Source organism: Streptomyces sp. NPDC002520, assembly GCF_053595235.1.
The window spans coordinates 1-24,721 of sequence record NZ_JBSFXG010000064.1 but is presented as its reverse complement, the minus strand read 5'-3'; the positions used below and the strand labels follow the sequence as shown (position 1 = coordinate 24,721).

General features: G+C 68.9%; 24 protein-coding genes and 2 pseudogenes. 13 read left to right on the top strand and 13 right to left on the bottom strand.

Going from position 1 to position 24,721, the window contains the following annotated elements; all coding sequences use genetic code 11:
• Window positions 1-489: 489 nt before the first annotated feature.
• On the top strand, window positions 490-723 hold the full coding sequence (locus tag ACWD5D_RS43085) for a hypothetical protein (protein ID WP_451378231.1): 234 nt from the start codon (window positions 490-492) through the stop codon (window positions 721-723).
• Window positions 724-1,116: 393 nt separating this feature from the next.
• Here the strand turns inward: ACWD5D_RS43085 and ACWD5D_RS43080 are convergent, their stop codons facing one another.
• Window positions 1,117-1,389: a hypothetical protein gene (locus tag ACWD5D_RS43080; RefSeq protein WP_451378230.1), complete on the bottom strand. Its 273-nt coding sequence runs from the start codon at window positions 1,387-1,389 to the stop codon at window positions 1,117-1,119.
• Between the two features lie 188 nt (window positions 1,390-1,577).
• Here ACWD5D_RS43080 and ACWD5D_RS43075 point away from each other — a divergent pair, with 188 nt between their 5' ends.
• The gene (locus ACWD5D_RS43075; protein ID WP_451378229.1) at window positions 1,578-1,754 is read left to right on the top strand and encodes a hypothetical protein; all 177 of its coding nucleotides are present in this window, start codon (window positions 1,578-1,580) and stop codon (window positions 1,752-1,754) included.
• Between the two features lie 107 nt (window positions 1,755-1,861).
• Window positions 1,862-2,101, top strand: a complete 240-nt coding sequence (locus tag ACWD5D_RS43070) for a hypothetical protein (RefSeq protein WP_451378228.1) — start codon at window positions 1,862-1,864, stop codon at window positions 2,099-2,101.
• Window positions 2,102-2,300: 199 nt separating this feature from the next.
• Here the strand turns inward: ACWD5D_RS43070 and ACWD5D_RS43065 are convergent, their stop codons facing one another.
• The 7 genes from ACWD5D_RS43065 to ACWD5D_RS43035 all read right to left on the bottom strand — a co-directional run bounded on the left by ACWD5D_RS43065 (window position 2,301) and on the right by ACWD5D_RS43035 (window position 8,683).
• Window positions 2,301-2,486: a transposase gene (locus ACWD5D_RS43065; protein ID WP_451378227.1), complete on the bottom strand. Its 186-nt coding sequence runs from the start codon at window positions 2,484-2,486 to the stop codon at window positions 2,301-2,303.
• 209 nt (window positions 2,487-2,695) lie between these two features.
• Window positions 2,696-3,316, bottom strand: coding sequence for a non-oxidative hydroxyarylic acid decarboxylases subunit B (locus tag ACWD5D_RS43060; RefSeq protein ID WP_451378226.1), 621 nt, complete (start codon window positions 3,314-3,316; stop codon window positions 2,696-2,698).
• Entirely contained in the window at window positions 3,313-3,684 is a 372-nt protein-coding gene (locus ACWD5D_RS43055) for a hypothetical protein (RefSeq protein WP_451378225.1), read from the bottom strand. Before ACWD5D_RS43055 ends, ACWD5D_RS43060 begins: the two co-directional genes overlap by 4 nt.
• A gap of 102 nt (window positions 3,685-3,786) precedes the next feature.
• Entirely contained in the window at window positions 3,787-5,184 is a 1,398-nt protein-coding gene (locus ACWD5D_RS43050) for an MFS transporter (protein ID WP_451378224.1), read from the bottom strand.
• A 14-nt stretch (window positions 5,185-5,198) separates the two neighbouring features.
• Window positions 5,199-6,485: a M20 family metallo-hydrolase gene (locus ACWD5D_RS43045; RefSeq protein WP_451378223.1), complete on the bottom strand. Its 1,287-nt coding sequence runs from the start codon at window positions 6,483-6,485 to the stop codon at window positions 5,199-5,201.
• Between the two features lie 126 nt (window positions 6,486-6,611).
• On the bottom strand, window positions 6,612-7,406 hold the full coding sequence (locus tag ACWD5D_RS43040; RefSeq protein WP_451378222.1) for an IclR family transcriptional regulator: 795 nt from the start codon (window positions 7,404-7,406) through the stop codon (window positions 6,612-6,614).
• 2 nt (window positions 7,407-7,408) lie between these two features.
• On the bottom strand, window positions 7,409-8,683 hold the full coding sequence (locus ACWD5D_RS43035) for a dihydroorotase (RefSeq protein ID WP_451378239.1): 1,275 nt from the start codon (window positions 8,681-8,683) through the stop codon (window positions 7,409-7,411).
• Between the two features lie 256 nt (window positions 8,684-8,939).
• Between ACWD5D_RS43035 and ACWD5D_RS43030 the strand changes: the two genes are divergently transcribed.
• Together ACWD5D_RS43030 and ACWD5D_RS43025 are read left to right on the top strand one after the other, a co-directional pair.
• Window positions 8,940-10,418: a UbiD family decarboxylase domain-containing protein gene (locus ACWD5D_RS43030; protein WP_451378221.1), complete on the top strand. Its 1,479-nt coding sequence runs from the start codon at window positions 8,940-8,942 to the stop codon at window positions 10,416-10,418.
• Between the two features lie 210 nt (window positions 10,419-10,628).
• Window positions 10,629-11,795, top strand: a complete 1,167-nt coding sequence (locus ACWD5D_RS43025; RefSeq protein ID WP_451378220.1) for an AsnC family transcriptional regulator — start codon at window positions 10,629-10,631, stop codon at window positions 11,793-11,795.
• 30 nt (window positions 11,796-11,825) lie between these two features.
• Here ACWD5D_RS43025 and ACWD5D_RS43020 read toward each other — a convergent pair whose 3' ends face one another.
• On the bottom strand, window positions 11,826-14,636 hold the full coding sequence (locus ACWD5D_RS43020) for a SpoIIE family protein phosphatase (protein ID WP_451378219.1): 2,811 nt from the start codon (window positions 14,634-14,636) through the stop codon (window positions 11,826-11,828).
• 325 nt (window positions 14,637-14,961) lie between these two features.
• Window positions 14,962-15,428, bottom strand: a pseudogene (locus ACWD5D_RS43015) (integrase core domain-containing protein); the annotation flags it as partial.
• An 18-nt stretch (window positions 15,429-15,446) separates the two neighbouring features.
• Here ACWD5D_RS43015 and ACWD5D_RS43010 point away from each other — a divergent pair.
• The 5 genes from ACWD5D_RS43010 (at window position 15,447) to ACWD5D_RS42990 (ending at window position 18,421) form a co-directional block, all read left to right on the top strand.
• Window positions 15,447-15,971 carry a hypothetical protein gene (locus tag ACWD5D_RS43010; protein WP_451378218.1) on the top strand — a complete coding sequence of 175 codons (525 nt, stop codon included), beginning with the start codon at window positions 15,447-15,449 and terminating at the stop codon, window positions 15,969-15,971.
• A gap of 12 nt (window positions 15,972-15,983) precedes the next feature.
• Complete coding sequence (locus ACWD5D_RS43005) at window positions 15,984-16,334, top strand: hypothetical protein (RefSeq protein WP_451378217.1); 351 nt, start codon at window positions 15,984-15,986, stop codon at window positions 16,332-16,334.
• A 127-nt stretch (window positions 16,335-16,461) separates the two neighbouring features.
• A complete protein-coding gene (locus ACWD5D_RS43000) occupies window positions 16,462-17,415 on the top strand; it encodes a TnsA-like heteromeric transposase endonuclease subunit (RefSeq protein WP_451378216.1) in 954 nt (317 codons plus the stop codon).
• 41 nt (window positions 17,416-17,456) lie between these two features.
• The gene (locus tag ACWD5D_RS42995) at window positions 17,457-17,714 is read left to right on the top strand and encodes a hypothetical protein (RefSeq protein ID WP_451378215.1); all 258 of its coding nucleotides are present in this window, start codon (window positions 17,457-17,459) and stop codon (window positions 17,712-17,714) included.
• 26 nt (window positions 17,715-17,740) lie between these two features.
• Entirely contained in the window at window positions 17,741-18,421 is a 681-nt protein-coding gene (locus ACWD5D_RS42990; protein WP_451378214.1) for a hypothetical protein, read from the top strand.
• Window positions 18,422-18,708: 287 nt separating this feature from the next.
• Here the strand turns inward: ACWD5D_RS42990 and ACWD5D_RS42985 are convergent, their stop codons facing one another.
• The 3 genes from ACWD5D_RS42985 to ACWD5D_RS42975 all read right to left on the bottom strand — a co-directional run bounded on the left by ACWD5D_RS42985 (window position 18,709) and on the right by ACWD5D_RS42975 (window position 21,603).
• A complete protein-coding gene (locus tag ACWD5D_RS42985) occupies window positions 18,709-19,794 on the bottom strand; it encodes an ABC transporter substrate-binding protein (protein WP_451378213.1) in 1,086 nt (361 codons plus the stop codon).
• A 73-nt stretch (window positions 19,795-19,867) separates the two neighbouring features.
• Window positions 19,868-20,746 (bottom strand): ABC transporter permease, encoded by an 879-nt coding sequence (locus ACWD5D_RS42980; RefSeq protein WP_451378212.1) that lies wholly within the window; start codon window positions 20,744-20,746, stop codon window positions 19,868-19,870.
• On the bottom strand, window positions 20,743-21,603 hold the full coding sequence (locus ACWD5D_RS42975; protein ID WP_451378211.1) for an ABC transporter ATP-binding protein: 861 nt from the start codon (window positions 21,601-21,603) through the stop codon (window positions 20,743-20,745). The genes ACWD5D_RS42980 and ACWD5D_RS42975 overlap by 4 nt, the downstream gene beginning before the upstream one ends.
• A 247-nt stretch (window positions 21,604-21,850) precedes the next feature.
• On the opposite strand from ACWD5D_RS42975, the gene ACWD5D_RS42970 reads away from it, so the two are divergent.
• The 3 genes and pseudogenes from ACWD5D_RS42970 to ACWD5D_RS42960 all read left to right on the top strand — a co-directional run.
• Window positions 21,851-23,515, top strand: coding sequence for an ATP-binding protein (locus ACWD5D_RS42970; protein WP_451378210.1), 1,665 nt, complete (start codon window positions 21,851-21,853; stop codon window positions 23,513-23,515).
• On the top strand, window positions 23,515-24,204 hold the full coding sequence (locus ACWD5D_RS42965) for a response regulator (RefSeq protein WP_451378209.1): 690 nt from the start codon (window positions 23,515-23,517) through the stop codon (window positions 24,202-24,204). The genes ACWD5D_RS42970 and ACWD5D_RS42965 overlap by 1 nt, the downstream gene beginning before the upstream one ends.
• A 341-nt stretch (window positions 24,205-24,545) precedes the next feature.
• Window positions 24,546-24,721 (top strand): annotated as a pseudogene (locus tag ACWD5D_RS42960) (IS3-like element IS987 family transposase); the annotation flags it as partial.

Sequence of the window (24,721 nt, the reverse complement as noted above, 5' to 3'; positions counted from 1 at the left end):
CAGTCCAGCGGCGGCTGCGATCACGCCGTGGTCCGCAGCGCGGCGGGTTGCGGCACGATAGGGCTGCCTGGCCTTCCTGACAGCACGTGCCGCTATCGACGACGGCCGAACCCTGATGACCCTCTGACGTCACTCATCGGCCGGTCCTCCATCCCCTCGAACCGAGCCCTGTCTCCAACGGCGCAGCCGCGGCCCGCTGTAAGCCCAACGACCCGCCGCACCACCGAGTGAGGAAGTCCTGCCACAGCCTCCGGCCCGTCCGACAGCCGCACCAAAACCGTCCAAGCCGGGCCCGGGGCGGCCTCCCGGCTCGAAGAACAAGCACCGGGCCAAGCGCCACGACGTCGGCAAGACTGTCAAACGCGCCAAGTCGATCAAGGAACACCAAGCCCGCCGAGGATAAATGTCAAGCTGAGATGCGCGCTGGGTGAAGCCGTGCCCAGAATCGATGGAGAGGCACTGACGCCGACTACAGAAAGGTAGCCGATCATGCGAAGCAGGATCGTACGCACTCTGGTCGCCAGCGTCGCCGCAGGCATGCTGGTCAGTGGAGTTGCAGTGGCCTCTACGGGTGCGGCCGTCGCAACACCGGCGAACGCCACAGTGGCCCATAACCCGCATGCCCCCAAACCGACCCCCACGAAGACGCCGAAGCACAAGAAGTGCCCCAAGGGCGAGCACTACACGAAGGTCAACGGCAAGTGGGGCTGCCACAAGAAGTAGCAGCAGCGCCGGGCGCCAGGGACAATGTCCCCGGCGCCCACCGCATGGTCGTAGTGCTGTCCTCTGGTAGCTCTTCAGCATCACCACCAGCGTCAGCAGATGCTCCGGCGAGCGTGCCTTGCCGCGCACCCACGCTACCTCGGCCGTGCCGGGGGTGAACGCCTCGTGCAACTCGCCAGAGGAGATCGTGCGCTTGAACCGTGGGTACGCGGTTCGTTCCACCGAAGCCATGCGCCGCATGATCCCGGCCGCATCACCCGTACGGAGCACACACGGCTGAGCCGATCACAGACACCACAAGCACATGACCAGGGAAGAAGCCATCCAGGCACCCCGCCGCGAATCGTCAGAAGAACCCACGAACGGGTGACCCACCGGTGGGGCCAGCGAGCTTCAGATCACCACCGCGGGCGGCCTACGGCACGTTTTCGGCGTATTCCGGCTGCCCTCCTTATAGATCGTTGCCCGACTGCAGCCAAAAGCTGCGCTCAACTCACGTGCGTTCTCACCTGCCTTGTACCGATCCGCGATCCGGCCGGCGGGGAGGGTGTTGACCAGGTACTCCACAGGGGGAAGGCCGCGGAAGGAGTCTTCGAGCAGGGTATCGGGCCCGTCCCGGTCCCTGATCATGTAGCGCGCGTGGCGTCCCGCGTCCTCGAGGTCCATGGCAAGGTTCTTCGCCGCCTGCGCTACCCAGGACGCGGTGGGATGCGCGGTGGCGCCCAGTCGACGAACTCGGCCGGACCGCCGAAGAAGTCCGCATCACCCGCAAGACACTGCTGGAGCTGCCCGACCGGCAACCGCCCGCGCCGCCGGCCCCGAAACTGCCGGACCATCCGGCCTATCAGCAGATCATGGCGGTGTTCACCGCCGCCGACCACCCGCTGCCGGCCCGGCAGGTGTGCGAGGCGATGGACCTGCCGGTCGCGCCCAACAACATCAACAAGGTCCGCCTCAAACTCAAGCGGCTGGCCGACCGCGGGATCCTGGCCGAGACCGAACCAGGCTTGTTCACCCAGCCCCGGCCGTAGCCGACCGACGTCGCCACGGCCTGCCCGCTTGCCCCGCACGAAACGAAGAATCGGGCATCAAGTCTCATACCGCCCTCTCACAGTCATGGCAGATCAACACGGCATGGATGCTCGCCGCGAACCTCGCCTGCGATCTCGACGCCTGGCTCCGTCTGCTGACCCTGCACGACAGCGAGGACCTGGCGGACGCCGAGCCTGACACCATGCGCTTCCGCCTCTATCACCTGCACGCCCGCCTGTCCCGCCACGCCCGCCGCCGCTATCTGCGCATCGAGCGGACCTGGCCCTGGGCATTGGCGTTCACCACCAGCTGGATGAGGCGCACCCAGCTTCCGGCCGTCACCTGATCGCCAGCACCGCCCCGACAAGGATCAGAAAGGAGGAGAACCCCGCAGTCTCCGGGCTTGTGGAACCCGGCGCAGCCGCAGCGTCACGCGACGGCCCGCTCTCCAGGAGTAGAGGACATTACGGGCGAACCGTCGAACCGATCAGCGACCGAACCCCGCTGACGAATCGAGGTCAATCCCCTCGCAGCGTGGAGACGATCTATGCGGCCAGTCCCTCCGACGACGGCGACCCGTTGCGCCGCGCCCGTGACACCCAGCTGTGCAACGTCCCCGGGTGGATACCCAGATCCTCAGCCACTTCCGGAATCGGCTTCCCGGTCTCCGTCACGATCCGTACCGCCCCGTCGCGGGACTCAGCGTCGTAGATGCGCTTCCCGGATGCCATGACCCCAACTATCCCTCCGGTCACGGTCTCCACAGCAGGAGGGGAACCTCATATCTCGGCCTCGTGCCAGTCGCGCCGCCCGGAACATCCGGCCCCAGGCCGCCATGATCGAGGGGCGGCCCGAGAAAGAGAAAACAGGCCGGCAACCAGCCCACTAAACTCACCCAAGCCGCCCCTGAACAGGGAAAACGTCAAGTGCTGCTGGAGTGCTAACGGTCGAGTGCGGTCGCCGCCCGATCGCGCCGGGCTTCGTCCAGTCCCTGCCAGCGACGCGCCTGCGGCGCTGGCAGGTCGAACTGGTCCAGAATCCGCATGGTCACATGGTCCACGATGTCAGTGATGGTTCGGGGTGCGTTGTAGAAGGCCGGCATCGGTGGCACAATCCGAACTCCCATCCGGCTCAATCCGAGCATGTTCTCCAAATGTATTTCGCTGAGCGGTGTTTCGCGAGGCACGAGGACCAGTCGGCGACGCTCCTTGAGTACCACGTCGGCAGCTCGGGTGACCAGATTGTCGGCAATACCGTGACGCACCGCCGCCAGGGTGCGCATGCTGCACGGCACCACAATCATTCCGGCCGTCCGGAACGAACCCGACGATATCGCGGCGCCCTGCTCACCCGGCTTGTACGTGACGTCCGCGAGGCCTGCCACCGCACGCACCGAAAGTGGGGTCTCGATTTCGATCGTGGTCCGCGCCCACCGACTCATGACGAGATGTGTTTCCACTTCTGGAATTTCATGCAACGCCTGCAGGATGCGCACCGCGAAGGGAGCACCAGTAGCGCCGGTGATGCCGACAATGATGCGCCGGATATCCGAGGTTGTCATGACTCCTCCTGCTCGGCTTGCCGGTCCAGTCGCGCCAGCAATGAGTGTCTGGACGTCCAGTCCTGCACCACGATTTCGGCTGTAGCGCAGAACGTCAGTGGCTGCATTGGAACTCCGATGTCGTCACGTTTGCGACTCATGACCTCGGATGCACAGCCCAGCAGATCGCCGTTGTCGATAGTGTTGATCAAACCCAGTTTCACGTGGTGGCACTGCAGGCCGTCGATCGCGATCAGATCTACGGTCCCGGGTCGAAGCACGTTCTCGCGGGAGCCGCTACTCGCCAGCACCGCGAGCGACCGAACGCCGTCGGCGGCAGGCTCGAGCTCCGATCTGGTCAGCAGCACGCTGTGCGGAACCCAGCCCATCCACAGAAAGGAACGGGAAGGATTGCTCTCGCTGTCCCGGGGTAGGGAATTCGCGCAGTAGCCCGGAGAGTTCATCAGGAATGAAGAACATTGGCCGGAGCATCAATGGATATCCGGATGGCCCGGCACGGGTTCGGCATGGTTCACCCGGCCATCCATTCCGCGTCCGACGTCGAGATGGCCCGTCGGCGCAGCTACGGGTCCGTGCGTCCTCGGTTCCCGTTCCTCCGTGTCCGCGATCTGACGGAACAGTGCCGGCACCGCGAACAGACAAGCTATGGATGCGATTGCCACCCACAGAGCCGGGGCGTAGGGGCTCACGGCAGCGGTGGCCCAAGCCATGAGAGCCGGTGTGAACCCCGCGAAGAGGGTCGCGGCGATGTTGTAGCTCAGCGCAACCCCCGTCGCACGCACGGCAACCGGGAAGGCCCGGGGCAGTACGGACGGCGCGACCCCGGCAAATGCTGAGACGCCCGCGCACAGCAGGCTGTGCACGACCAGCAGTGTCGGGACGGTCGGCTGTGCGTGCAACCAGAGGAGGCAGGGCAGCGGTAGCCCGAGCAAGGTGAACGCACCGGCCACCATCACCCGCTTCGCGCCGAGCCGGTCGGCTGCGCGGCCAGCGACCACGCAGCCCGCGATCAGGACGATATTGCCCACCGTCGATGCCAGGAACGTCTGTCGAGCGGTGAATCCCAGGCCGGTCTGCGTGCTCGAGTAATAGGTCGGCCCGTAGATGACGAATGCGTACACGCAGATCGTCCACAGCACCGAGAGCAGAAAGCCGGTCAGTATCTGTCCTCGGTACTCACGGACCAACCGCAGGACGGGACTTCGCTGCTGCTTCACATCGGCATTGTTCTGCTCGAATGCCTCCGTTTCGGGAAGCTTTCGACGGATGTAGACGCCGACCGGGATGATCAGCAGGCCGAGTATGAACGGGAGTCGCCACGCCCAGTCGTTCACCGCTGACTCGGGGAGCACGGTGGTGATGGTGATCCCCGCGAGTGCGGCGATGAGGTTGCACACCCCCATGGACCCCTGCAGCCACGCCGCGTACCGGGCCCGCCGGTCCGACGGGGCGTGCTCGACGAGGAAGGCCGCGGCGCCCCCGATTTCCCCGCCCGCGGAGAACCCCTGCAGGAGACGGGCGACGAGGAGCAGGATCGGCGCCGCAATCCCGATGTACATGGAGGACGGGGTGAGCGCGAGCACCAGTGTTCCGACACCCATGGTGCCGATGGAGAGCGTCAGCGCGGCTTTGCGGCCCCTCCTGTCACCGTACAGGCCGATCACCACGGCGCCGAGCGGGCGCGCCACGAATCCGGTGCCGAACACGACGAAGGCGCCGATCAGCGCCGACTTGGGATCGTCGCTCGTAAAAAAGTTGCGGGCGATGTAGCCGGCGAAGAACGCGTAGACCGTGAAGTCGTACCACTCCATCGCGTGGCCGAGGGACGCCGCGACGACCGAGCGCCGGGCGACAGTGGCTGTGGTCATTGCAGTTCCGCCTCCTACACAGCGCGCGCGACGGCGTGGCGGTCCAGTGACATGCGGTCCAGCGACATCAGGGTGCTCGCGAGTACATGCACCCCCTGTTCGATGTCGGTGATCGCGGTGAACTCCTCGGGGCAGTGGCTGAGCCCGTTCGCCGAGGGGACGAAGATCATGCCCATCGGTGCCAGCCGGGCCAGGTGCGCGGCATCGTGGCCTGCGCCGGAGGGCACCGCCCTCCAGGAGAGGCCGAGTGCGTCCGCGGACCGACTGATCACGTCCTGCAGCGGCTCCGCGGTGGGTACCGGGTCCTGATCGGTGAGGTGGTCGACATCCACCTGCACGCCGCGACGCCGGGCCTCCGCTACCACTTCATCGACGATCTGCTTGCGCGCACCGCGAAGCCAGGAGCTGTCCACGCTGCGAAGTTCCGCCCACAGCCGGGCCTGATCTGTGATCACCCCCATCGAGCCGGGGCTCGACTCGATGCAGCCCGGAGTTGTCACGCCGTGCACCGGCGCCCCGCAACCGACCCGCTCGACAGTGAGCACGGCCGCGGCCGCGGAGACCAGCGCATCGTGCCGTTCGGCCATCGCGGTGGTGCCCGCGTGTCCGGACTGGCCGGCGAAGCGCAGCAGCAGCCGATCGATCCCGGCGATCGCGGTCACCACGCCGATGCTCGTGCCCGATCGTTCCAACAGAGGCCCCTGCTCGACGTGCAACTCTACGTAGGCGTGCACATCAGCCGGGCGCCAGGCCTGCCGCAGCATCCGCTGTGGGTCCAGCCCGAATCCGGTGACAGCGTCCCCCAACCGGGTTCCGTTTCCATCGACGCGGTCGAGGTGCTCGGCCCGCAGCACCCCGGTGACAGCCCGGGAACCGATGCAAGAGATACCAAAGTCGTTGGCTTCCTCTCCCAGGAAGTCCACGACCGCCAGATCATGCTCCAGCCGGGTACCGGTCTCCCGGAGCCGTTGCGCAACCTCAATCCCCGCGAGCACGCCCACGATCCCGTCGAATCGCCCGCCCTGACTCACCGTGTCGGTATGCGACCCGGTGACCAGGGCGGGTCCCCCGCCACGGTGTCCCGGCAGTCTGCCGACGATGTTCCCGGCCGCGTCGGTCACCGGGTCGAGCCCGGCGTCGGCCATCTGCCGGCGTACCCAGTCGCGGGAGGCGCGGTACGGCTCGGAGAACACCTCCCGGCTCCACCCCGGCACCGTCGAGTCGTGGAACTCGGCGAGGGCGGCAAACCGTTCGGACATTCGCTCGACATTCGGTGTGATGAGCTCCGGGTCGCTGATCATGCGTCCTGCTTCCGGCCGTCGCCGAGCGCACCACAGCGGGCGGCTACGGCAGTATTTTCACGCATTGAGTCTCCTTGCCATCAACGTGCGTTCCAGGCACCTGGGGTTGCCCAAGCCTGAGGGGATTCAAATTTCGCCGCGCGAGCCCTCAGCGTCCGGCGACAGCCAGGCGCGGGACACCGCGTGCGGAAGGCCGACGCCGATCTCGTCGACTGCGCTGCGTAGCAGCGCCAGCGGTTCGGTCACGTCGGCGAGTTCGGCATGCCGGCCCACCAGGGACACCGTGCACAGGCACGAACCGGCGACGATCAGCGGTACCCCGAGTGCGCTCATACCCGGGGTCAGCCAGCCGTGCGTCATGTGGTAACCGCGCCGGCGGATACCGGCGAGCTCCTCCCGCAGGGCGGCGGCGTCCGGGGTGGCGGCGGTGAACCGCTGGAGCCTGCCTTGCAGGACCTGCCGGCGCACCGACTCTGGAGCGGTCGCCAGCAGCGGGGTCGCGCTGGCCCCCGAGTGCAGCGCGAGGACCTCGCCGGGATGCAGCGCCACGCCACCGGATCCACCGCGGCGGGTATCGAGGCACAACGCGGCGGTGTGCACGCGCACGGTGAGCGCGACGTCAAGCCCGCTGCGGCGGAGCAGTCGCGTGAGCACCGGACGGGCGATGTCGACCAGGTGCTCACTCCGGTTCACCGAGCGGTCCGTGAGCCGATCCGTCGGCAGCAGTGCGCCGTTGACCTCTGCGAGGAACCCCGCGCTTTTCAGCAGCCGAATGTAGCGATACGCCGATGACGTCGGGATTGCGAGTGCTTCGACCACCTCGGACACCTGCGCCTGCCCCTGGTCCTGGATAAACTCGAGAATCCGCATTCCGCGGGCCAGGGACGACAGCTCGCCGACCGCCGGCTGCTCGATCGTCATGTTCACCTCCGACGCACCTGCAGCCCGCGGCCCGGGGTACCGATGAGTCCCTTGTTGGCATCCCAGACGACCGTGCCGCGGCTGAGCGTCAGTGCGACCCGAGCGCCGGGGACATACGTGTCGTAAGGGCTCCACCCAGCGTTGGAGTGTTGGGCCGAGCCGTCGATCCGCCAGTCCTCGGTCGGGGTAAGGACCAGAATATCGGCGTCGTATCCGGGCGCGAGCCGGCCCTTGCGATGTCCGATGCCATATCGCTCGGCCGGGTTGCTGGTGAGCGCGGCCACGACCCGGGAGAACTCCGGGCCGGCCCCGTAGCGGCGCAGGCACGCACCGAGTGTGGTGGCCACCAGCGTCTCGGTGCCCGGGGCTCCGGAATGGTTGTCCAGGATTCGCTGATGGTCCTTGAATTCCAGCGGCCAGGGAGCGTGATCAGAAGAGATGACCGAGGCCAGACCAGTACTGACCGCCCGCCACATTGCGCTCCGGTTCGCCTCGTCCCGCAGCGGTGGGTTGATCTTCAACCGGCCACGCTGCTCAAGCATGTCGTCCTCGGTGAAGACCAGGTAGTGAGGGCAGGTTTCGAAGGTGATGTCGACCCCCTGCTCCCGATACCAGCGCACCAGGTCGGCCGAGCGGCCCAGCGACAGGTGGCACAGGTGCAGCGCGTTGCCCTGGTGCGCGGCGATCTCCATGGCGGTGAGCACGCCGAGCGTCTCCGACACCGGCGGCCGGGTCCTGCCGTGCGCGCGAGGGTCCGACGCGGTGCGGTGGCGTTCGTCGGCCAGCAGCGCCTGGATGATCTCGTTGTTCTCGGCGTGCACGCACAGCACGGAGTCGGCCTCGCCGACCGCCTTCATCACATTCAGCAGTTCGGCGTCGGAGATGCGCGGGAACCGGAACGGGTCGGTGTCGAACTGCGACACCTTGAATCCGACCACCCCCGCGCCGACCAGTTCCTCGGCGCGACGCCATCCCCCTCCTGGGGTGAGGGTGCCGAGCAGCGCAACGTCGACGACCGCCTCCTCCGCGACTTTCGCCAGTTTGGCGTCGAGGCGCTCGGTGGTGTGGATCGGGCCGGTCGCGTCGAAGGGCATTTCGACGATCGTGGTCACTCCGCCAGCGGCCGCGGCCGATGTGGAGGCCCGCAGCCCCTCCCCGGAATGCGAGTAGGAGTGCACGTGGGCGTCCACCGCACCGGGCAGGACGAAGGAGTCGCCGGCATCGATCCGCCGCGTGGCCGGGACCGACGGGTGCCCCTCACCGACACCGGTGATCACACCGGCGGTGACGGCGACCCATCCGCGTTGGAAGGTGTCCTCTCCGAGTGGCACCACTCCGGTGAGGATGAGGTCTGCGTCCAGCTGGCCGTGAGTTGCTTCCATGGCAGGCAAAGGTGGCACCCTGCCGGCGCCGCGAGAACATGATTCCCGTAGATCGGGAATCATGTGGACCGCTCCGTCATCGAGACCGACAATCGGCAACCGGTCGGTCGGATCGACCGGATTGCGTACGGTGTGGACGAAGGGCACGGACATGGAAGACGATCTGATAGGCGCGGACGCCGGGGTCGGGGCCGGCGCAGTCCGTGGGGGCGATCAGTCGATGCGCGGCCTCGTCGAGGCCCTTGCGCGCTGCGGGGAGCTCGTCGACATTGATCGGCCGGTGGACCCGCGGTTCGAGCTCGGCGGCGTGCTCGCGCTGTTGGATCGGGGCCCTGCGGTGCGGTTCACCAACGTCAGCGGCTCGGCGCTGCCCGTCATTGGCAACGTGCTGACCGATCGCGAACGGATCGCGGCAGCATTGGGGGTGCCGAAGTCCGGTATTCTGGATGCACTGTCCACGGCCATCGCTTCCCGGCAGCCAACCGAGAAGGTCACGGTTGCCCCGTGCCAGGAGCTCCGTTTCCCCGCGGCAGACGTCTGGCGCGAGGTGGTCACGCCCACATTCTTCGAGAAGGACTCCGGCGGGTACATCACTGCGGGAATGATCGTCGCCCACGACCCGGTCACCGGTCACCGCAACGCCTCCTACGCCCGGATCAAGCCGTTGGAACAGACGACAGGGTTTGTCGGGATCGCCCCTAACCACCACCTCAGCGCCCTCGCGCGCTCGGCGGCGACCGCGGGACGCGGCCTACCCGTCGCGGTCACGCTGGGCAGCCACCCCGCCATCCAGCTGGCGGCCTGCTTCTATCTCGGCCTCGGCGACGACGAATTGGAGCACGCAGGTCACCTGCTGGGCGAGCCCGTCCGGGTCGTCAGGGCCACGACGAACGACGTGCTCGTGCCCGCAGACGCGGAGGTGGTCATCGAGGGTGTGCTGCGGATCGACCGGCTGGTCCACGAGGGCCTGGTGAGCGAATACCACGGCATGTACGAAGACTACGGCGACGGGTGCACCCTCGAGGTCACCGCAGTGACCAGGCGGGCCGACGCCTCGATCCAGGTGATCCTCCCGGGCCTCGCCGCCGAGCACTCCTTCCTCGGTGCGCTGCCGATCGCCGCCGGCCTGCGGCATGCGCTGCGCGGATTCGGCTGTCAGACCACTGATCTCGCGGTGACTCTCTCCGGGGGTGGACGCGTGGACGTCGTCGTCGCCCTCCCTCCGGAACAGCGGAAGCAAGCCAAGCGCGCGATCCTCGGCTGCTTCGCCGCCGTGAGCATGATCAAGCAGGTCACCGTTGTCGACTCGGACGTCGACGTCTGGGACGCCGAACACGTCCAATGGGCCCGCACCAGCCGGATGCGCTGGGAGCGGGACCTCGTCCTGGTGCCGGCCGTCCCGTGCGACCGTAACGTGCCCATGCAGCAGGACGGCACCGTGACGAAGGTCGGCATGGACGCGACCGTGAAGCCAGGCGACCGCGCGGCGGGAAATGAGCTCGCCGTCCCGCCGCGCGAAACAACGGACCTGGTCCATGGGTGGTTGACGAGCGACGGCCTGGGCGGCAAGGTGCGGCCGACCCCGACGCTTTGGGGCACTCTCCACGGCGCACACGAAGGTGACCGATGAACCGGCGACGCGTCGCAGAGGCAGACTATCGGGTGGGGTCATCGTGCTGATCTCCTTCGAGCTTCGACACCTCGAAGATCAGCCGGTGGCCGTTCATCTACGCGGGCTTCAGCCCGAAGCCGGAGCAAACCGGCGACTATCCTTGAGCGGCGGTCCCGACAGGAGCCGCGGCGGGCAGGCGGACGCCGGCAGCAGGCCGGCAAACGACTCATGCACCTCAGCGACCCGGCCACCTGGGCACTGGCCCCAGACGACAAACCGCCCGCCGGCCCGACCTCCCGCCGCCCTGCCCGCGAGGCCTGCGCCCACGTTCACGGAGCATTGCAGCGCCTCGCCCGCGGCTACGGCCGCCACCACCCACCACACCCTCCACCCGGCAGACACACGACCGACCCGGCACTCGCCGCAGCATCACCCAATCCAGCAACCCTGAGCAACGGCAGCAGCCGATCGAGGCCTTCGTACACGGCAACCGCGACAGCCGGCGCCCCACAGCGACGTCGCCGACCACGTCAGCCCAACCGCGGGATCGGGTCCCGGCTCGGCACAGCGAGCGCCGGAACGGCGGGTGGCCAAGGCTCTACGGGACGGGGGCCACGCCCGGGGCCCGCCCAGGAGCAAGGGCCCGGAGGCGGTCCCACGCGGCGTGATCGAAGCGCGGGACCGCCAGGCCCTGCTGTGTTGCGAGAAACAGTCACCGTCAGCGAACTGGACCTCGCCCTCGTCAACGCGCTCCAGCTGCGGCCCCGGGCCTCGTGGACCGAGCTGGCGCCGCCGCTCGGCGTCACCGCGGGCACCCTCGCTCGACGCTGGGAGCGGCTCACCGGCGAGGGTCTGGCGTGGGTCTCCGCCGTGCCTGGCAGGGAATTCGTGCGCCCGCGCTGCCGCCCCGGCAGCCGCGCCCGGATCGCCGAACGGCTCTGCGCGTTCGAGGAGGCCGCGACCATCGAGCTCACCGGCCCCGGCAGCGCGGACCTGCCACGCACTACTTCGGCCTTTCCAGCGGACTCTGCGTTCGGGGTTGTGCACGGGGCGCCACACGGGCTCGGCAGGGCCGCCGTGGAGCAGGTCGACCAGCGGTGCCGCACACACGGTGCGGCAGACGGGCTGACGGGGGCGCTTCACGAAGCAGTGACGGCCTTCCTGCTGAGCACGGGCCGTGAGGACGTTGCTGTAGGCGGCGTCGATGAAGTCCTTGTACTCGCCGCGACGCATGGCGTCCCGGCGACGCGCGGATGGAGTCGCGGACGGAGTGTTTCGGTGCTAAGCCCAGTTCGCTCCCAGGGCTTTCGACACTGGGCTTCGACGCCGGGCGTTTCCCCCCGACGCCGCCAGTCTGCTACCGGGCCTCCTGGCAGCTACCCGGACCGGACTTAAAGTCCTGGGCCGTCACTGACCCCGTCCGGATCACCACTGCATGTCGTCCAGCAGCGGCAGCAGGTCCATCTGCTGCTCCCCGTGCAAAGACTGCTCGGCCCAGATGATCTTGCCCCGGGCGGTGTACCGGGTGCCCCACCGCTGCGAGAGCTGGGCGACCAGGAACAGGCCGCGGCCACCCTCGTCCGTCGTGGCCGCCCGGCGCAGGTGCGGGGAGGTGCTGCTGCCGTCGGCGACCTCGCAGATCAGACTGGCGCGGTCGTACAGCAGGCGCAGCCGGATGGGAGCGGTGCCGTAGCGGATGGCGTTGGTGACCAGCTCGCTGATCACCAGCTCGGTGCTGAAGGCGACCTGGTCCAGCTCCCAGGCCTCCAGCCGCCGACGGGTGTCGGCACGGATGCGGGAGACGGCCGCGGGATCGGCCGGCACGGCCCAGTCGGCGACCTGGTTGGCGTTCAGCGTCCGGGTGCGGGCCACCAGCAGGGCGATGTCGTCGCTGGGGCGCGGGGGGAGCAGGGCGTCGAGGACGGCCTGGCAGGTCTGCTCCGGGGTCCGGCCGGGGCCGGCCAGCGCGGAGCGCAGCAGTGCCAGGCCGGCGTCGATGTCGCGGTCGCGGTCCTCGATGAGCCCGTCGGTGTAGAGAGCCAGTCGGCTGCCTTCGGGCAGCTGCAGTGTGGCGGTCTCGACCGGCAGGCCGGCGCCCAGGCCCAGGGGTGGGGAGACGGGGACGTCGGGGAAGGTGACGGTGCCGTCGGGGTGCACGAGGGCGGGCCCGGGGTGGCCGGCCCGGGCAAGCTCGCAGCGTCCGCTGACCGGGTCGTAGATGGCGTACAGGCAGGTGGCGCCGGTGATGGACGCATCACCACCCCCGTCCTCGGCCCGCTCGTCCTGGTCGATGTGGGCGACCAGCTCGTCGAGGTGTACGAGAATTTCGTCGGGAGAGAGGTCGAGGGAGGAGAAGTTGTGTACGGCGGTGCGTAGGCGGCCCATGGTGGCCGCGGCGTGCAGGCCGTGGCCGACCACGTCGCCGACCACCAGGGCCACTCGGGTGCCCGGGAGGGGGATGACGTCGAACCAGTCCCCGCCCACGCCTGCCTGTGCGGGCAGATAGCGGTGGGCGACCTCCAGGGCGGTCTGCTCGGGCAGGGCCTTCGGCAACAGGCTGCGCTGGAGGGTGACCGCCAGGGCGTGCTCGCGGGTGTAGCGGCGGGCGTTGTCAATGGAGACCGCCGCCCGGGCCGCCAGCTCCTTGGCGAAGGACAGGTCCTCCTCCCCGAAGGCATCGCTGTCGGAGCGCCAGAAGTTGACCACTCCCAGCAGGACGCCGCGGGCCTGCAGCGGCACCGAGATCAGGGAGTGGATACCGTAGTCCAGGATCCTACGGGCACCCTCGGAGTCCTGGGCGTGCCAGCCGTGAGAGGTGGCCAGGTCGGCCTCGAGCATGGCACGGCCGCCGACCACCGCGGCAGCCATGGGGGTAGTGGCAACGAACCGGATCAGCTCGCCGACGGGGTAGAGGGGCTGGTCCTTCCGGATGCCGGCAACGGCGGTGCGGCGCATGTCGGTGCTGGCCCCCAGGGGCTCCGCGCCGTGCAGGACCGGGTCCAGCAGCTCGACCGTAGCGAAGTCGGCGAACTGGGGCACCGCCACCTTCGCCAGCTCCTCGGCGGTGCGCACCACATCGAGGGTAGTCCCAATCCGCACGCCAGCGTCGTACAGCAGCTGCAGGCGTTCTCGGGCCACCTCGGCTCTGCCGGCGAGCGCGCGCAGCTCGGTGGTGTCGCGCAGTGTCGCCACGCTGCCGGGGGGCCCTCCGTAGCGGTCGGTGGGCCGAACGTTGACGGCCAGCAGCCGGTCCCCGGCCAGATGCACCTCATCCGTCGCTGTACGTCCCGAGGTCAGCAGCTCGGCGGTGTCCGGACCGAGGCCGAGCTCGGCGACGTGCCGCCGCTCCGTATCCGTCGGCAGCTCCAGCAGCCGCCGCGCCTCATCGTTGGCCAGCAGCAGCCGCCCGTCGGCCCCGACGATGAGCACGCCTTCCCGGACGGAGTGCAGGACCGCGTCGTGGTGCTCGTACATGCGGGTCATCTCGGCGGGGCCCAGGCCATGCGTCTGCCGCCGCAGCCGCCGACTCACCAGCGCCGACCCGCCCCCGGCGAGGGCTAGCGCGGCGGCCGTGCTCCCCAGGAGGACCGGCAGCTGACGGCCCACGGCGTTGCTCACGGTCTCGACATTGACCCCGGCGGAGACCATGCCGACGACCTCGCCATCGGCATCGGTGACGGGCACGATGGCCCGGACTGCGTCCTGCGGTTTCCCCTTGAAGTTCTCGATGAAGGTTTCGCCTCTCGCCGCTCGCGCGATGTCGCCTGGGGCACGCTTGCCGATCAACTCCGGCCGGGAGGCGGTATAGCGGATCCCGGCCGTGTTCAGCACGGCGATGAAGTCGACGCCGGAACCTCGCTGTGCCGCCTTGGCGCCGGGCTGGAGTGCCGCCGTGGGATCGGGTGAACGCAGGGCTTCCACGATGCCTGGAGCGTGCGCGAAGGACTCCGCGGCGGCAAGCGAGCGATCGCGAGCGTCATCCCGTCCGCCGTTCTGCGCCTGCAGCACCAGGGCCACCACCGCGGCGACGACGAGCAGCACCACCACCGCGATCTGCAGGACGAGCACCTGGCGGGCGACGCTGTACTCACTCCGGGTTCCCAGACGCCGTCCAAGGGAGCTGGGCGGGCCCTCTTTATCGGACCGATGAACTCGGCGTGTGTCAGCAAGTGGGCTCGCGCGGGAGATGAGGGATCGGCGAACCGCCGCCCAAGGATGGAAGCGAAATATACCCATTTTCAGAGGATTGCTCACTTCTGCGTGGAATAACATCGTTGCACGCGCTAAACTTCGCTTTTTACCGATAGTTCACCGGCCCAAGCCGGAACCCGACCATAACGAAACCCCCTGAGCACCCGAGGCGAGGCCATATCTCAGACATATAAGAGGATGCGGAGTGTCCGAGGAATCGCCACGTACACCCGATAGTCGCCGCAGGAGTGTCCCGCACCGCCACGCACACGGCCCCCGGCCCGTGACATCGACTGAGTGCCAAGGGTCGCACTGCGATCTCTCGATTTCGTGTCAGTACGCGACCTGCGCCTATACAGCCCGGTGACCTGATCTGCCCGGGATCGGCGATTGGTGCGGGGAGTTGGCGGAGCGGAGCCGCTAGCCCCAGGGCTCGGTGCGGCCAGTGCCGGTTGTAGAAGGTCTCGAACTCGCGGAGCACGTGTAGGAGGCGGCGCCCCTGGTTCCACATCAAGGTGCGGTCGAGGAGCTCGCGCCGGCAGGTCTGTATCCATCGCTCCATGAGGGAGTTCATCCGGGTATCCGAATGCCGGTGGTGACGACCTTCAGGCCGGTTTCGGTCAGCAGTGCGTCGAAGGCGGCGGTGAACTTCGAGTCCCGGTCCCGGATCAGGAACCTGACCCTGGTGCCCGCGTCCTCCAGATCCATGAGGAGATTGCGGCCGATCTGCACGACCCACTCCGCGGTCGGGTGTGCCGTTGCGCCCAGGATCCGGACGCGCCTCGTGGAGTGCTCGATGACGGCGAAGACATACAGCTGGACGCGGACGCCGACCAGCATCTTGAGTATCTGGACGTGCGAGGGGTGCCGGAAGTGGCCGCGGCGCAGCGGCGGTGGGCCAAGGTGGCGCGGCGGGCAGCACGGGCCGGAGCCGAGCCGGAGAGAGTGTTCGCGCTGGCTTATGCGGTGGTGACCCGGTGGTGGGAACAGGCCCTGCACTGGGAACGCGAAGTGGTCTGGCCGCGGCGGCTGCACCAGGTCGCGGGCGGCAACGCCGGGACGGAGCTGGAGCGGTGGCGGATCGTGGGCCGGGACACGGTCATCTTCCCCGAGGTGGCGGTGGCCGACGCACTGCTGGACCCGGACATGGCCGAGCTAGCCTGGCGCGCAAGCGGGGGGATGCGGCCTCGGGTGCGAGGCGGGGGCGACCCGTTCTGCCACCGGCTGGGCGAGCGGGTGGACCGGGACCGGCTGGGGTCTCTGGTCGCGGCCGACTACGGCGGCCCGCTGAGCAGTTGGAGGGGCGCGATCGTGCGCGCCCGCCGCGGCAGCGGGCCGCCGGGATGGCGGGACGATCCGTGGCATCTGAAGCGGGAGTAGCAACCCGCAACGATGGCCTGCCAGCTGCGTGTCATGGCGGCGGAGGCACAGGCGGGCGGCTCGGGCACCCAGTGGCGTGCCACCGTTTCTACCGAACACCGCTTCCACATCACGCAGTTGCTCAACGAGGCCCGCGAGGAGCTGGCGCAGCTGCGCGGCGCTCAGAGCGGCACCACCGCCGAGGTGGCCCGGGTACTGCTGGAGCACCTCAGTCAGAGTGCCGAGCTGATCGACCGGGCCGTGCTGCATACCGCCGCCGCGGCCGTCGCAGCCGGGGTGGCGCTTCACGACGTGGCTCAGTGGTCCCGCCTGCCCGCCGAGGAGCTGTCACAGTTACTCGCTGCGGGCCGCAGTGAAGACTGACGCACCCGACGCCAGGCCGGGCAGCGGCCCTGGCATAACGGTCCACTCTGCGTGCGGTGAGCAGCGGTCGAAGAAGGGCGGCCCGGCAGCCGAAAAGGTGCAGGGGTGCGCACCGACACCGGCGATCTTGGATGGCACCCTGCCCCCACGCGCAGCTCAACAGGCTTGCCAGGCACCGCAGTTGCCGCGACTGGAGGTTACCGGCCGGTTCATCTGCGCAGTAGGACAGGCATGGCGTTATGTGGAGTTCGTGATCACCGACAGCCACCAGGACAGCGCGCAGGCCGGCTTACCCGCCGTCGCGTCCGGCGCCTGCCGGGTGCCGGAACCGGGCGCGGTGAAGGCTGAGTTCGCCAGGGCGGACGGCACGCTGGTGCAGCGCCGCTGGGTTGAGGCCGCCGTGGCGGTGCGGTTCGAGCAGCTTGCGCCGATGGCGGCGTTCCCGGTGGTGCCGGGGCGGCGGTGGAAGCCAGGCTGGTGGTGGTCGGCCACGACCGGGCGGCATGTGATGCACGGCTCGCAGGCGATGTGTACGCAGCTGATGGTCCTGGACCGCGATCCGCAGGTGGTGGGCCTCTCAGCGCGGCCGGTGCGGCTGATCTGGCGCGATCCGGACAGCGGACGGGCCCTGACATGGGTGCCCCAGCTGTTCGCCCGCTACGCAGACGGCCGCGCCCTGCTCGCCGACTGCCCCGACACGGCGCCCGCCGCAGGCCGTGCCGCGCGCGCAGCCGCAGTGCTTGCCGCGGCGTGTGCGGCGGTGGGGTTCACCTACCGGCGCCTGCTGCCACCGGACAAGACGGTGGCGGCGAACGTGCGGTGGCTGGCCGGCTACCGCCATCCCCGCCACCGCGACGTCGGCGGACTGGAGCAGGCGGTGATGGAGGCGTTCACCACCCCGCGGCCTCTGATGGCCGGGGCCGCGGCGGCGGGCGAGGTCCTGGCAACCCTGCCGGTGCTCTATCACGCGCTGTGGCACGGCCGGCTGGCCGCGAACCTGACACGACCGCTGGGCGAGCACACCCTCGTGACCCCCGGTCCGGCCACAGGCGACGGGGAACAGGAGCAGCACGGCAGGTGAGCAGGCACAAGGTAACCGCCCCCGGCGGGCTATGTGCTGAAGTGGGCGCTCACGTCAGGTTCGAGGCCCGCACCTGGCAGGTGAGTGGCCTGGTCGACGGAAGAGTGCACCTGGCCGCCGACGACCGATCCACCGGGTGCGTGCTGGCCGCCCGCTTGGTGGCCGCCGACGGCTTCGAGGTCCTCGGCCAGGCCGCCCCGCAGATTCCGGCCGCCACCGTGTGGGCGGCGCTGCAGCTGCCTGCCCAGGAGCGGGCGATGGCCTGGTGGGACACGCAGGCGCAGGCCGAGCGGTGGTGAGTACACCCGGTCGTCCGGGCCGCACCGTGGCCGCTGCGAGCGGCAGGCAAGTGAAGCTGGGCGCCTATGTGACGTTCCAGGGCTGTACCTGGCAGGTGGCCGCCGTGGCCGGTGCGTCGGTGACGCTGGTCGGCGAGACCGGGCAGACGGCTTCGGTCCTGGCCTCGTTCCTGTTCGCCGACCCCGCGTTCACGGTGGTGGGCTCCCCCGCCACCGGGGTGCAGCCGTGGGGGCTGCTGGAGTCGGTGCCCGAGCGGGAGCGGGAGCGAGCTCTTGCCTGGCAGCGGCACATCCGCGAGATCGAGACCGGACTGCCCGACGGGCCCGGCAGCACCGGCGTCCCCCGGCCCGAGTACGACCCGCAGCGCCAGTCGATGGCCGAGCGGGAGCAGGCCAAGGCCGACGAACTCACCAGACTGGGCTGGCCGCGGGTCAGCCGGGCCACCGTGCGCCGCATGCGTGCCCGCGCGGCTAGGGAGCTTAGGTCGTACGCCGACACCAATACGCTCACCCGCGGATCTCCGTTCCCAACCCTCCGCCAGCAGAGATCCAGATCGACGGTGAGACCCTCCACCTCGCCCGCTACGGCACCAGAGGAGCCCACTACAGCCGCATGCCTCCTCCCGTGGAATGGACCCCCGAGTCGTGATCCGCACGTTCGAACGATAGGGCGGGGAAGTTGGCGCCACGGGTGGGGAATTACGTGATGTTCCACAGATGCCGTCGTAGCCGGACGCGCCAGGGACCCAGGAGTCGGACATGGTCTGCCTCCGCGTGTCCTCGAACTGGCCCCGGCAGCCGGGGGTGCCACTCCCCCAGCCACCAGGGCGGATTCGTGCTGTCCGGCGCCGTCAAGCAGCCAGGACGTCGTGCCCGAGCCGGACGAGCCGGAGGGCGATTCGGGCGGCCGCCTGTCGGTCCTGGCCGGGTTGGGTGAAGGCTTCGATGTCGGGCTGCCAGATGAAGGCGGCGGCCTCGTGCGGGCCGAAAACGCTCAGCCGTCGGCCCCGGCCGGGGTCGTGGTGGTGGTGAAGCCCTCCTTCTTGTTGGCGTTGATGGCGAATTCGTTGGTGAATGTCTTGCCGAGGTCCACCGACGTGGTCACGGTCCCCACCATCTTCTCCGTGGCCAGTGAGGTCTTCGGGCCGCCGGCCGGCATGATTCCGTCGGGCAGGAACTGGCCCTTGTCCTCGTCCAGCGCCTTGATGTAGTCGGCCTTGGTGACCAACTGGTTCTGCACGAACGAGGACGGCAGCTTGTCGGCGATGTCGGCCGCGCTGTGCGTGTTGATCCAGTGCATGGTGGCCACGAGCGCGTCGACGACCTTCTGCACCGCGTCCTTGTGCGAGTTCACCCAGTCGGTGCGGGCGAGCACGCTCGCGCCCGGGAACGCGCCCCCCAGCGCCGCCTTGGCGCCGTCGGTGGTGGCCAGGTCGACCGCGGAGGCGCCGACGCCCTTCTTCTCGATCGCGGCGACCGTGGGCTGCGTCGTCATGACACAGTCGGCCTTGCCGTTCTGCAGAGCGGCGACGGCCGTGGAGCCCGCGCCGACCGCGAGCCGGTGGAACTGGCTGGTCTTGACGCCCTTCTGCGCTGCCATGAACTGGGTGAGGGTATCAGTGCCCGAGCCCAGGTCGGTGACGCCGAGTGTCTTGCCCTTGAAGTCGGCGGCCGACTTCACGCCGCTCTTCGTGGTGCACATCTCCCGCTCGCCGGGGGCGCCGGACAGCTGGACGACGTCCTCGACCGCCTTGCCCTTCGCCTGGAACTCGATCGTGTGGTTGTACCAGGCGCCGGCCATGTCCACCTGGCCCGAGGCCATGGCCTCCTCGGCACCGACACCGCCGTTCTGCTCGGTGCTCAGCTCGACCTTGACGCCGTACTTCTTGTAGAAGCCCAGGTTCTCGGCGAGCTGGTAGGGCAGGTAGATCTGCTTGTCGATGCCGCCGACCATGAGCTTGACGGTCGGAGTGGAGCCGGGGCCGGACGACGCGGAGCTGCCGGAGTTGCTCGAACACGCGGTGGCGGCGCCGAGGGCGAGGACGGTGATGATCGACGCCGTGAGAGTTCTCTTGAGCATGGCGGGGATTGCACCTTTCGGGTTGCGGGTGCCCTTTCGGGGATACGGGGACTGCTTTCGCAGGATGCGGAGGTCAGAGGACATTCGTCTCGGAGGGGGCCGGGGGGCGCCAGGCGAGCAGCCGGTGTTCGAGCTTGCCGATCAGCCACTCCGCACCGAGGACGATCACCGCGATGACGAGCATCGTGGCGAACACGCCGTTGGGGTCGAAGTTGTTCTGCGCGGTCTTGATGACCAGGCCCAGTCCGCTCTGCGCGCCGAGCACCTCGCCGACGAGCGCGCCGACGATCGCGAAGCCGAAGGCGCTGTGCAGGCTGGCGATGATCCAGGTCAGTGCGGAGGGCACGATGACGTGCCGGGTGATCTGCATGCGGGAGGCGCCGAGCACCCGGACGTTGGCGAGGACGTTGCGGTCGACCTCGCGGACGCCCTGGAAGGCGTTGAAGAAGACGATGAAGAACACCAGCACCGCGGCGAGCAGGATCTTCGGGGTCACGCCGATGCCGAAGGCGACGATGAAGATCGAGCCGAGGACGATGCGCGGGATGGCGTTGACCATCTTGATGTAGGGGCCGAGTACGTCCGAGAGGTAGCGGCTCTGTCCGAGCGCGACGCCGAAGACGACCCCCGCGAGCGAGCCCACGACGAAACCGACCAGCGCCTCCTGGATGGTGGTCCAGATGTTCTGGTAGAAGGAGCCGAACTGCGTGCCGTGCTGGAAGAGATCGATCAGCCGCTGCCAGATGCCCGACGGCTGCCCGAAGAAGAACGGGTCGACGATGCCCCAGGTGGTGAACGCCTGCCAGCCGCCGATCACGAAGGCCGCGAGGCCGATCCGGCCGGCCCACACGAGGGCGAGGCGCCGCTGGGCGGCGCGTTGCGCGGCGGTAGCTGTCGGGCCTTTCCCGCCGTCGGTGACGGGGACCGCGGAAACGGTGGACGTCGTACTCATTCCTTGCCTCCTGCGGTGAGTGCGTAGGCGCGCTCCACCTCTTCGCGCAGCGTGTCCCAGATCTGGTGCTGGAGTTCGATGAAGCGGGGCTGGAAGCGGATCTCCTGGACCGAGCCGCGTGGGCGGGGCAGGTCGATGTCGAAGACCGCCTTGACGGAGCCGGGGCTGGACGTCATCACGACCACCCGGTCGGCGAGTGCGACCGCCTCGTCCAGGTCGTGGGTGATGAAGATGACGGACGGACGGATCTGCTCCCACAGGCTCAGCAGCTCGGTCGACATGATCGCCTTGGTCTGTACGTCCAGGGCGCCGAACGGCTCGTCCATGATCAGGATCTTGGGTTCGTTGATCAGGGCCGCGGCCATGGCCACGCGCTTGCGCATACCGCCAGAAAGCTGGTGCGGGTATCGGTCCTCGAACCCAGCGAGGCCGACGCGGCGCAGCCAGTCGCGCGCCGACGCCTGTGCCTTCTGCTTGGGCACGCCGCGGAAGACAGGGCCCATCAGGACGTTGCCGAGGACGGTCTTCCAGGGCAGCAGCGCATCGGTCTGGAACATGAAGCTGACGCCATCGGTGATGCCGTTCACCTCACGGCCGCCGACCTTGACCGAGCCCTCGCTGGGCCGGTCGAGCCCGGACACCATGCTCAGTGTCGTTGACTTGCCGCAGCCGGTGGGCCCCACCACGGCGCAGAACTGGCTCGGCTCCACGGTGAACGAAACGCCTTGCAGCGCCGTGAACACCTCACCGGCCGGGGTCAGGAATCGCTTGGTGAGCCCGGAGATCTCGATGCGTGCGTTCGTGTTGTCCGCCGCACCGGCACCCGGGCTCGTCGCGACATTGTTTCGCGAAGCCATGTGGGGGCCGCTTCCTTCCTTCGTTCGGAGTTCCTCGCAATCCGAGGAAGGCAGACGCTAGGGGCGGCCGTGGATGACGTCGCTGTTTCCGAGCTATCTCGCGATAGTTGCGTAAACCGGACTTCTGCTCGTTCTGCTCAGCGGACGCGGGGTGGGCAGGGTCTCGGCCATGGGGCACAATCGCGCCACCCGGGTGACCTGAAGGGACCGGCCGGGCACGTCGCACCATCGGAACGAAGAGGCACCCGTGACACCCATCCGTTTGTGGACAGGCCGCGGCGGAAAGCGCCGGCTTTCCACGCGGATCCTCGCCAACCAGCTGGTCATCCTCGCGCTCACCGGCCTGATCGGCTTCGTCCTGTTCGCCTTCGCCCAGCGGGCGGAACTCGACCGCTCCTACGAGCAGCGGGCCCTGGACATCGCCGAGACCACGGCTGCGGACCCGCAGATCCGGCAGGCCATGGAGTACGGGGGCGGCGACGGCGTGGTGCAGACGGTCGGCGAACGGATCCGTCGGGCCTCCGGGGCGTCGTACGTAGTCGTGATCGATCTGCACGGCGTACGGCACTCGCATCCCATCCCCGCTCTGGTCGGCGAGCCTGTGGGGGAGCCGGTCGTGGTGCGGGACGGCCGACCGCACGTCGGCACCGACCAGGGCGCGACAGGGCGATCCGCCAACGGCAAGGCCCCTCTGTACGACCCCTCCGGCGCCTTGGTCGGCGAGGTGTCGGTGGGCATCCCGGAACACGACGTGCTCGGCGAGCTGTGGCGCGAACTGCCCACCTTCGGGCTGTACGCCGCGATCGCCACCGCCCTCGGCGCGGCGGCGGCCTATCTGCTGGCGCGACGGTTGAAGCGGACCACGTTCGGCCTGGAACTGGAGGAGATCGCCGGACTGTTGCAGGACCGCGAAGCAATGCTGCACGGCATCAGGGAGGGCGTGGTCGCCTTCGCCCCCGACGGGCGGATCACCGTCGTGAACGACGAGGCCCGGCGACTGCTCGGCCTCGGCAACGCGCTCGGTCACCGGCTGGAGGAGGTGCTGCCCGACGGCCGGCTGCGCCGCGCCCTGGACGGCACCCTGACCGGCACCGACGTCAGCGTCCTGACCGACGACCACTGTCTCGCCGTCAACCGCATGCCAGTCACCCTGCACGGCCGCGAACTGGGCGCCGTGGTCACCGTACGCGACCGCACCGAACTGATCGGCCTGCTGCGCGAACTGGACTCCGTGCGCGGACTGACCGACGCACTGCGAGCCCAGCAGCACGAGTTCACCAACCGGATGCACACCCTGGCCGGACTGCTCGACATCGGCGAGCACCAGTCCGCGTACGAGTACGCCATCGAGACGGCCCGCTCCGGGCAGGCCCTGACCGAGGCCGTGCGCCGGCACGTCGGCAACCCGCTGATGGTCGGGCTCATCGTGGCCAAGACCACCATCGCCGCCGAACGCGGGGTACGGATCGTCCTCACCGACGACTCCGCGCTCGGTTCGGACCCGCCTCACCTGCGGCGGCTGCTGACCATCGTCGGCAACCTGCTCGACAACGCCATCGACGCGACCGCCGAGGCGCCGCCCGCCGACGGCGGACGCCAAATCCGACTGACACTGGCCGAGGGCGACGAGCTGCTCCTCGTACGTGTAGCGGACAATGGTCCGGGCATTGCCTCAGACGCTTCCCAGTCGATCTTCGAGGACGGCTGGTCCAGCCGCCCCGAGCGGGGCACCGCGCGCCGCGGCCTGGGGTTGGCCCTCGTACACCGGCTGGTGCAGCGGCACCGCGGCACCATCACGGTCAGCGAAGGCCAGGGCGCGGTTTTCACGGTGGTGCTGCCACTGCCGGACACGGCACCGGCACCGCAGGGAGCCCTGTTCACGACGGCGTTGCCATGGGAAGGCGAGAGCTGATGATCCGGACCCTTGTGGTGGACGACGACTTCCGGGTCGGCCAGATCCACAGCGAGTACGTGCACCGCGTGCAGGGCTTCCAGGTCGTCGGCGAGGCAGCGACCATAACGGAGGCACTGACGGCGGTCCACACCCTGCACCCGGACCTGCTGCTCCTCGATGTCTTCCTGCCCGACGGCAGCGGACTCGACATCCTGCGGCAACTCAGCCACGACCAGGGCGACACTCGCCCCGACGTCCTCATGATCACCGCCGACCACGACATATCGTCCGTCCGAGCCGCGCTGAAACTCGGCGCCATCGGCTACCTGGTGAAGCCGTTCGGCTCCGCCGACCTCGCCGAACGGCTCAACGCCTATTGCCAGCTCCGCGACCGCGTCGACGCACTCAGCCGGAGGACCACCGCCAACCAGGCCGACGTGGACGCCCTGTTCAGCGCCGCCCGCCCACCCGCCGTCCCCCGGATCCCGGCCAAGGGCCACTCCGCGCCCACGCTCACCGCGATCCACCAAGCCCTGCTCACCGCCCACACCGCCCTGTCGGCCGCCGAAGCCGCCGAAGCGACCGGCGTCTCCCGCGCCACGGCCCAGCGGTATCTGTCCTACCTTGTCAAGGAGGGCGCGGTCCGCCTCGAACTCCGCTACGGCACCAACGGCCGCCCCGAACACCGATACCGCATCGCGCGCTGAGCCACTGCGAGCACTCCACGGCGATCCTGCCCGCGGGCCGGAACCCTCCTGGACCATCCGTTCGGCTACATCGGACACCGGCGTGAGCAAACGCAACAGCAGAGCGGCCAACTTCCCTCTTCTGGCACCCCACAGCCAAGGAAGCATTCTCGCCAGACCGGGTGCGCATACAGGGCTCACACGAGCACGCCGTGTCAGTTCGACGAACCGCCAGAGCCCTCAAGGTCATCGAGCCGGATGCCGGGATGCAGTCTGAACCGTCCGGGTTCGGTAGGGACTCGATCATTTCAGAGGAACGTTCTTCCCAGTACCCGCTTGAGCTGCGCCGTCGCGCGGTGCGGATGGTCGCCGAGGTGCGACCGGAGTACGACACCGAGTGGGCCGCGATGAAAGCGGTCGCCCAGAAACTGGGCATCGGTACAACCGAGACGCTGCGCAAGTGGGTGCGGCAGGACCAGGTCGACGCCGGCGTGCGGCCCGGCGTGACCACCGAGGAGTCGGCCGAGCTGAAGCGGTT

Coding starts and splice junctions, on each gene's coding strand:
- ACWD5D_RS43070 (WP_451378228.1), top strand. CDS start 1,862: ATGCTCGCCGCGAACCTCGCCTGCGATCTCGACGCCTGGCTCCGTCTG.
- ACWD5D_RS43045 (WP_451378223.1), bottom strand. CDS start 6,485: ATGATCAGCGACCCGGAGCTCATCACACCGAATGTCGAGCGAATGTCC.
- ACWD5D_RS42965 (WP_451378209.1), top strand. CDS start 23,515: ATGATCCGGACCCTTGTGGTGGACGACGACTTCCGGGTCGGCCAGATC.
- ACWD5D_RS43065 (WP_451378227.1), bottom strand. CDS start 2,486: ATGGCATCCGGGAAGCGCATCTACGACGCTGAGTCCCGCGACGGGGCG.
- ACWD5D_RS43005 (WP_451378217.1), top strand. CDS start 15,984: ATGGCCTGCCAGCTGCGTGTCATGGCGGCGGAGGCACAGGCGGGCGGC.
- ACWD5D_RS43030 (WP_451378221.1), top strand. CDS start 8,940: ATGGAAGACGATCTGATAGGCGCGGACGCCGGGGTCGGGGCCGGCGCA.
- ACWD5D_RS43080 (WP_451378230.1), bottom strand. CDS start 1,389: ATGGACCTCGAGGACGCGGGACGCCACGCGCGCTACATGATCAGGGAC.
- ACWD5D_RS43025 (WP_451378220.1), top strand. CDS start 10,629: ATGCACCTCAGCGACCCGGCCACCTGGGCACTGGCCCCAGACGACAAA.
- ACWD5D_RS43040 (WP_451378222.1), bottom strand. CDS start 7,406: ATGACGATCGAGCAGCCGGCGGTCGGCGAGCTGTCGTCCCTGGCCCGC.
- ACWD5D_RS43020 (WP_451378219.1), bottom strand. CDS start 14,636: ATGGGTATATTTCGCTTCCATCCTTGGGCGGCGGTTCGCCGATCCCTC.
- ACWD5D_RS43050 (WP_451378224.1), bottom strand. CDS start 5,184: ATGACCACAGCCACTGTCGCCCGGCGCTCGGTCGTCGCGGCGTCCCTC.
- ACWD5D_RS42980 (WP_451378212.1), bottom strand. CDS start 20,746: ATGAGTACGACGTCCACCGTTTCCGCGGTCCCCGTCACCGACGGCGGG.
- ACWD5D_RS43060 (WP_451378226.1), bottom strand. CDS start 3,316: ATGACAACCTCGGATATCCGGCGCATCATTGTCGGCATCACCGGCGCT.
- ACWD5D_RS42975 (WP_451378211.1), bottom strand. CDS start 21,603: ATGGCTTCGCGAAACAATGTCGCGACGAGCCCGGGTGCCGGTGCGGCG.
- ACWD5D_RS43085 (WP_451378231.1), top strand. CDS start 490: ATGCGAAGCAGGATCGTACGCACTCTGGTCGCCAGCGTCGCCGCAGGC.
- ACWD5D_RS43075 (WP_451378229.1), top strand. CDS start 1,578: ATGGCGGTGTTCACCGCCGCCGACCACCCGCTGCCGGCCCGGCAGGTG.
- ACWD5D_RS43055 (WP_451378225.1), bottom strand. CDS start 3,684: ATGGGCTGGGTTCCGCACAGCGTGCTGCTGACCAGATCGGAGCTCGAG.
- ACWD5D_RS42985 (WP_451378213.1), bottom strand. CDS start 19,794: ATGCTCAAGAGAACTCTCACGGCGTCGATCATCACCGTCCTCGCCCTC.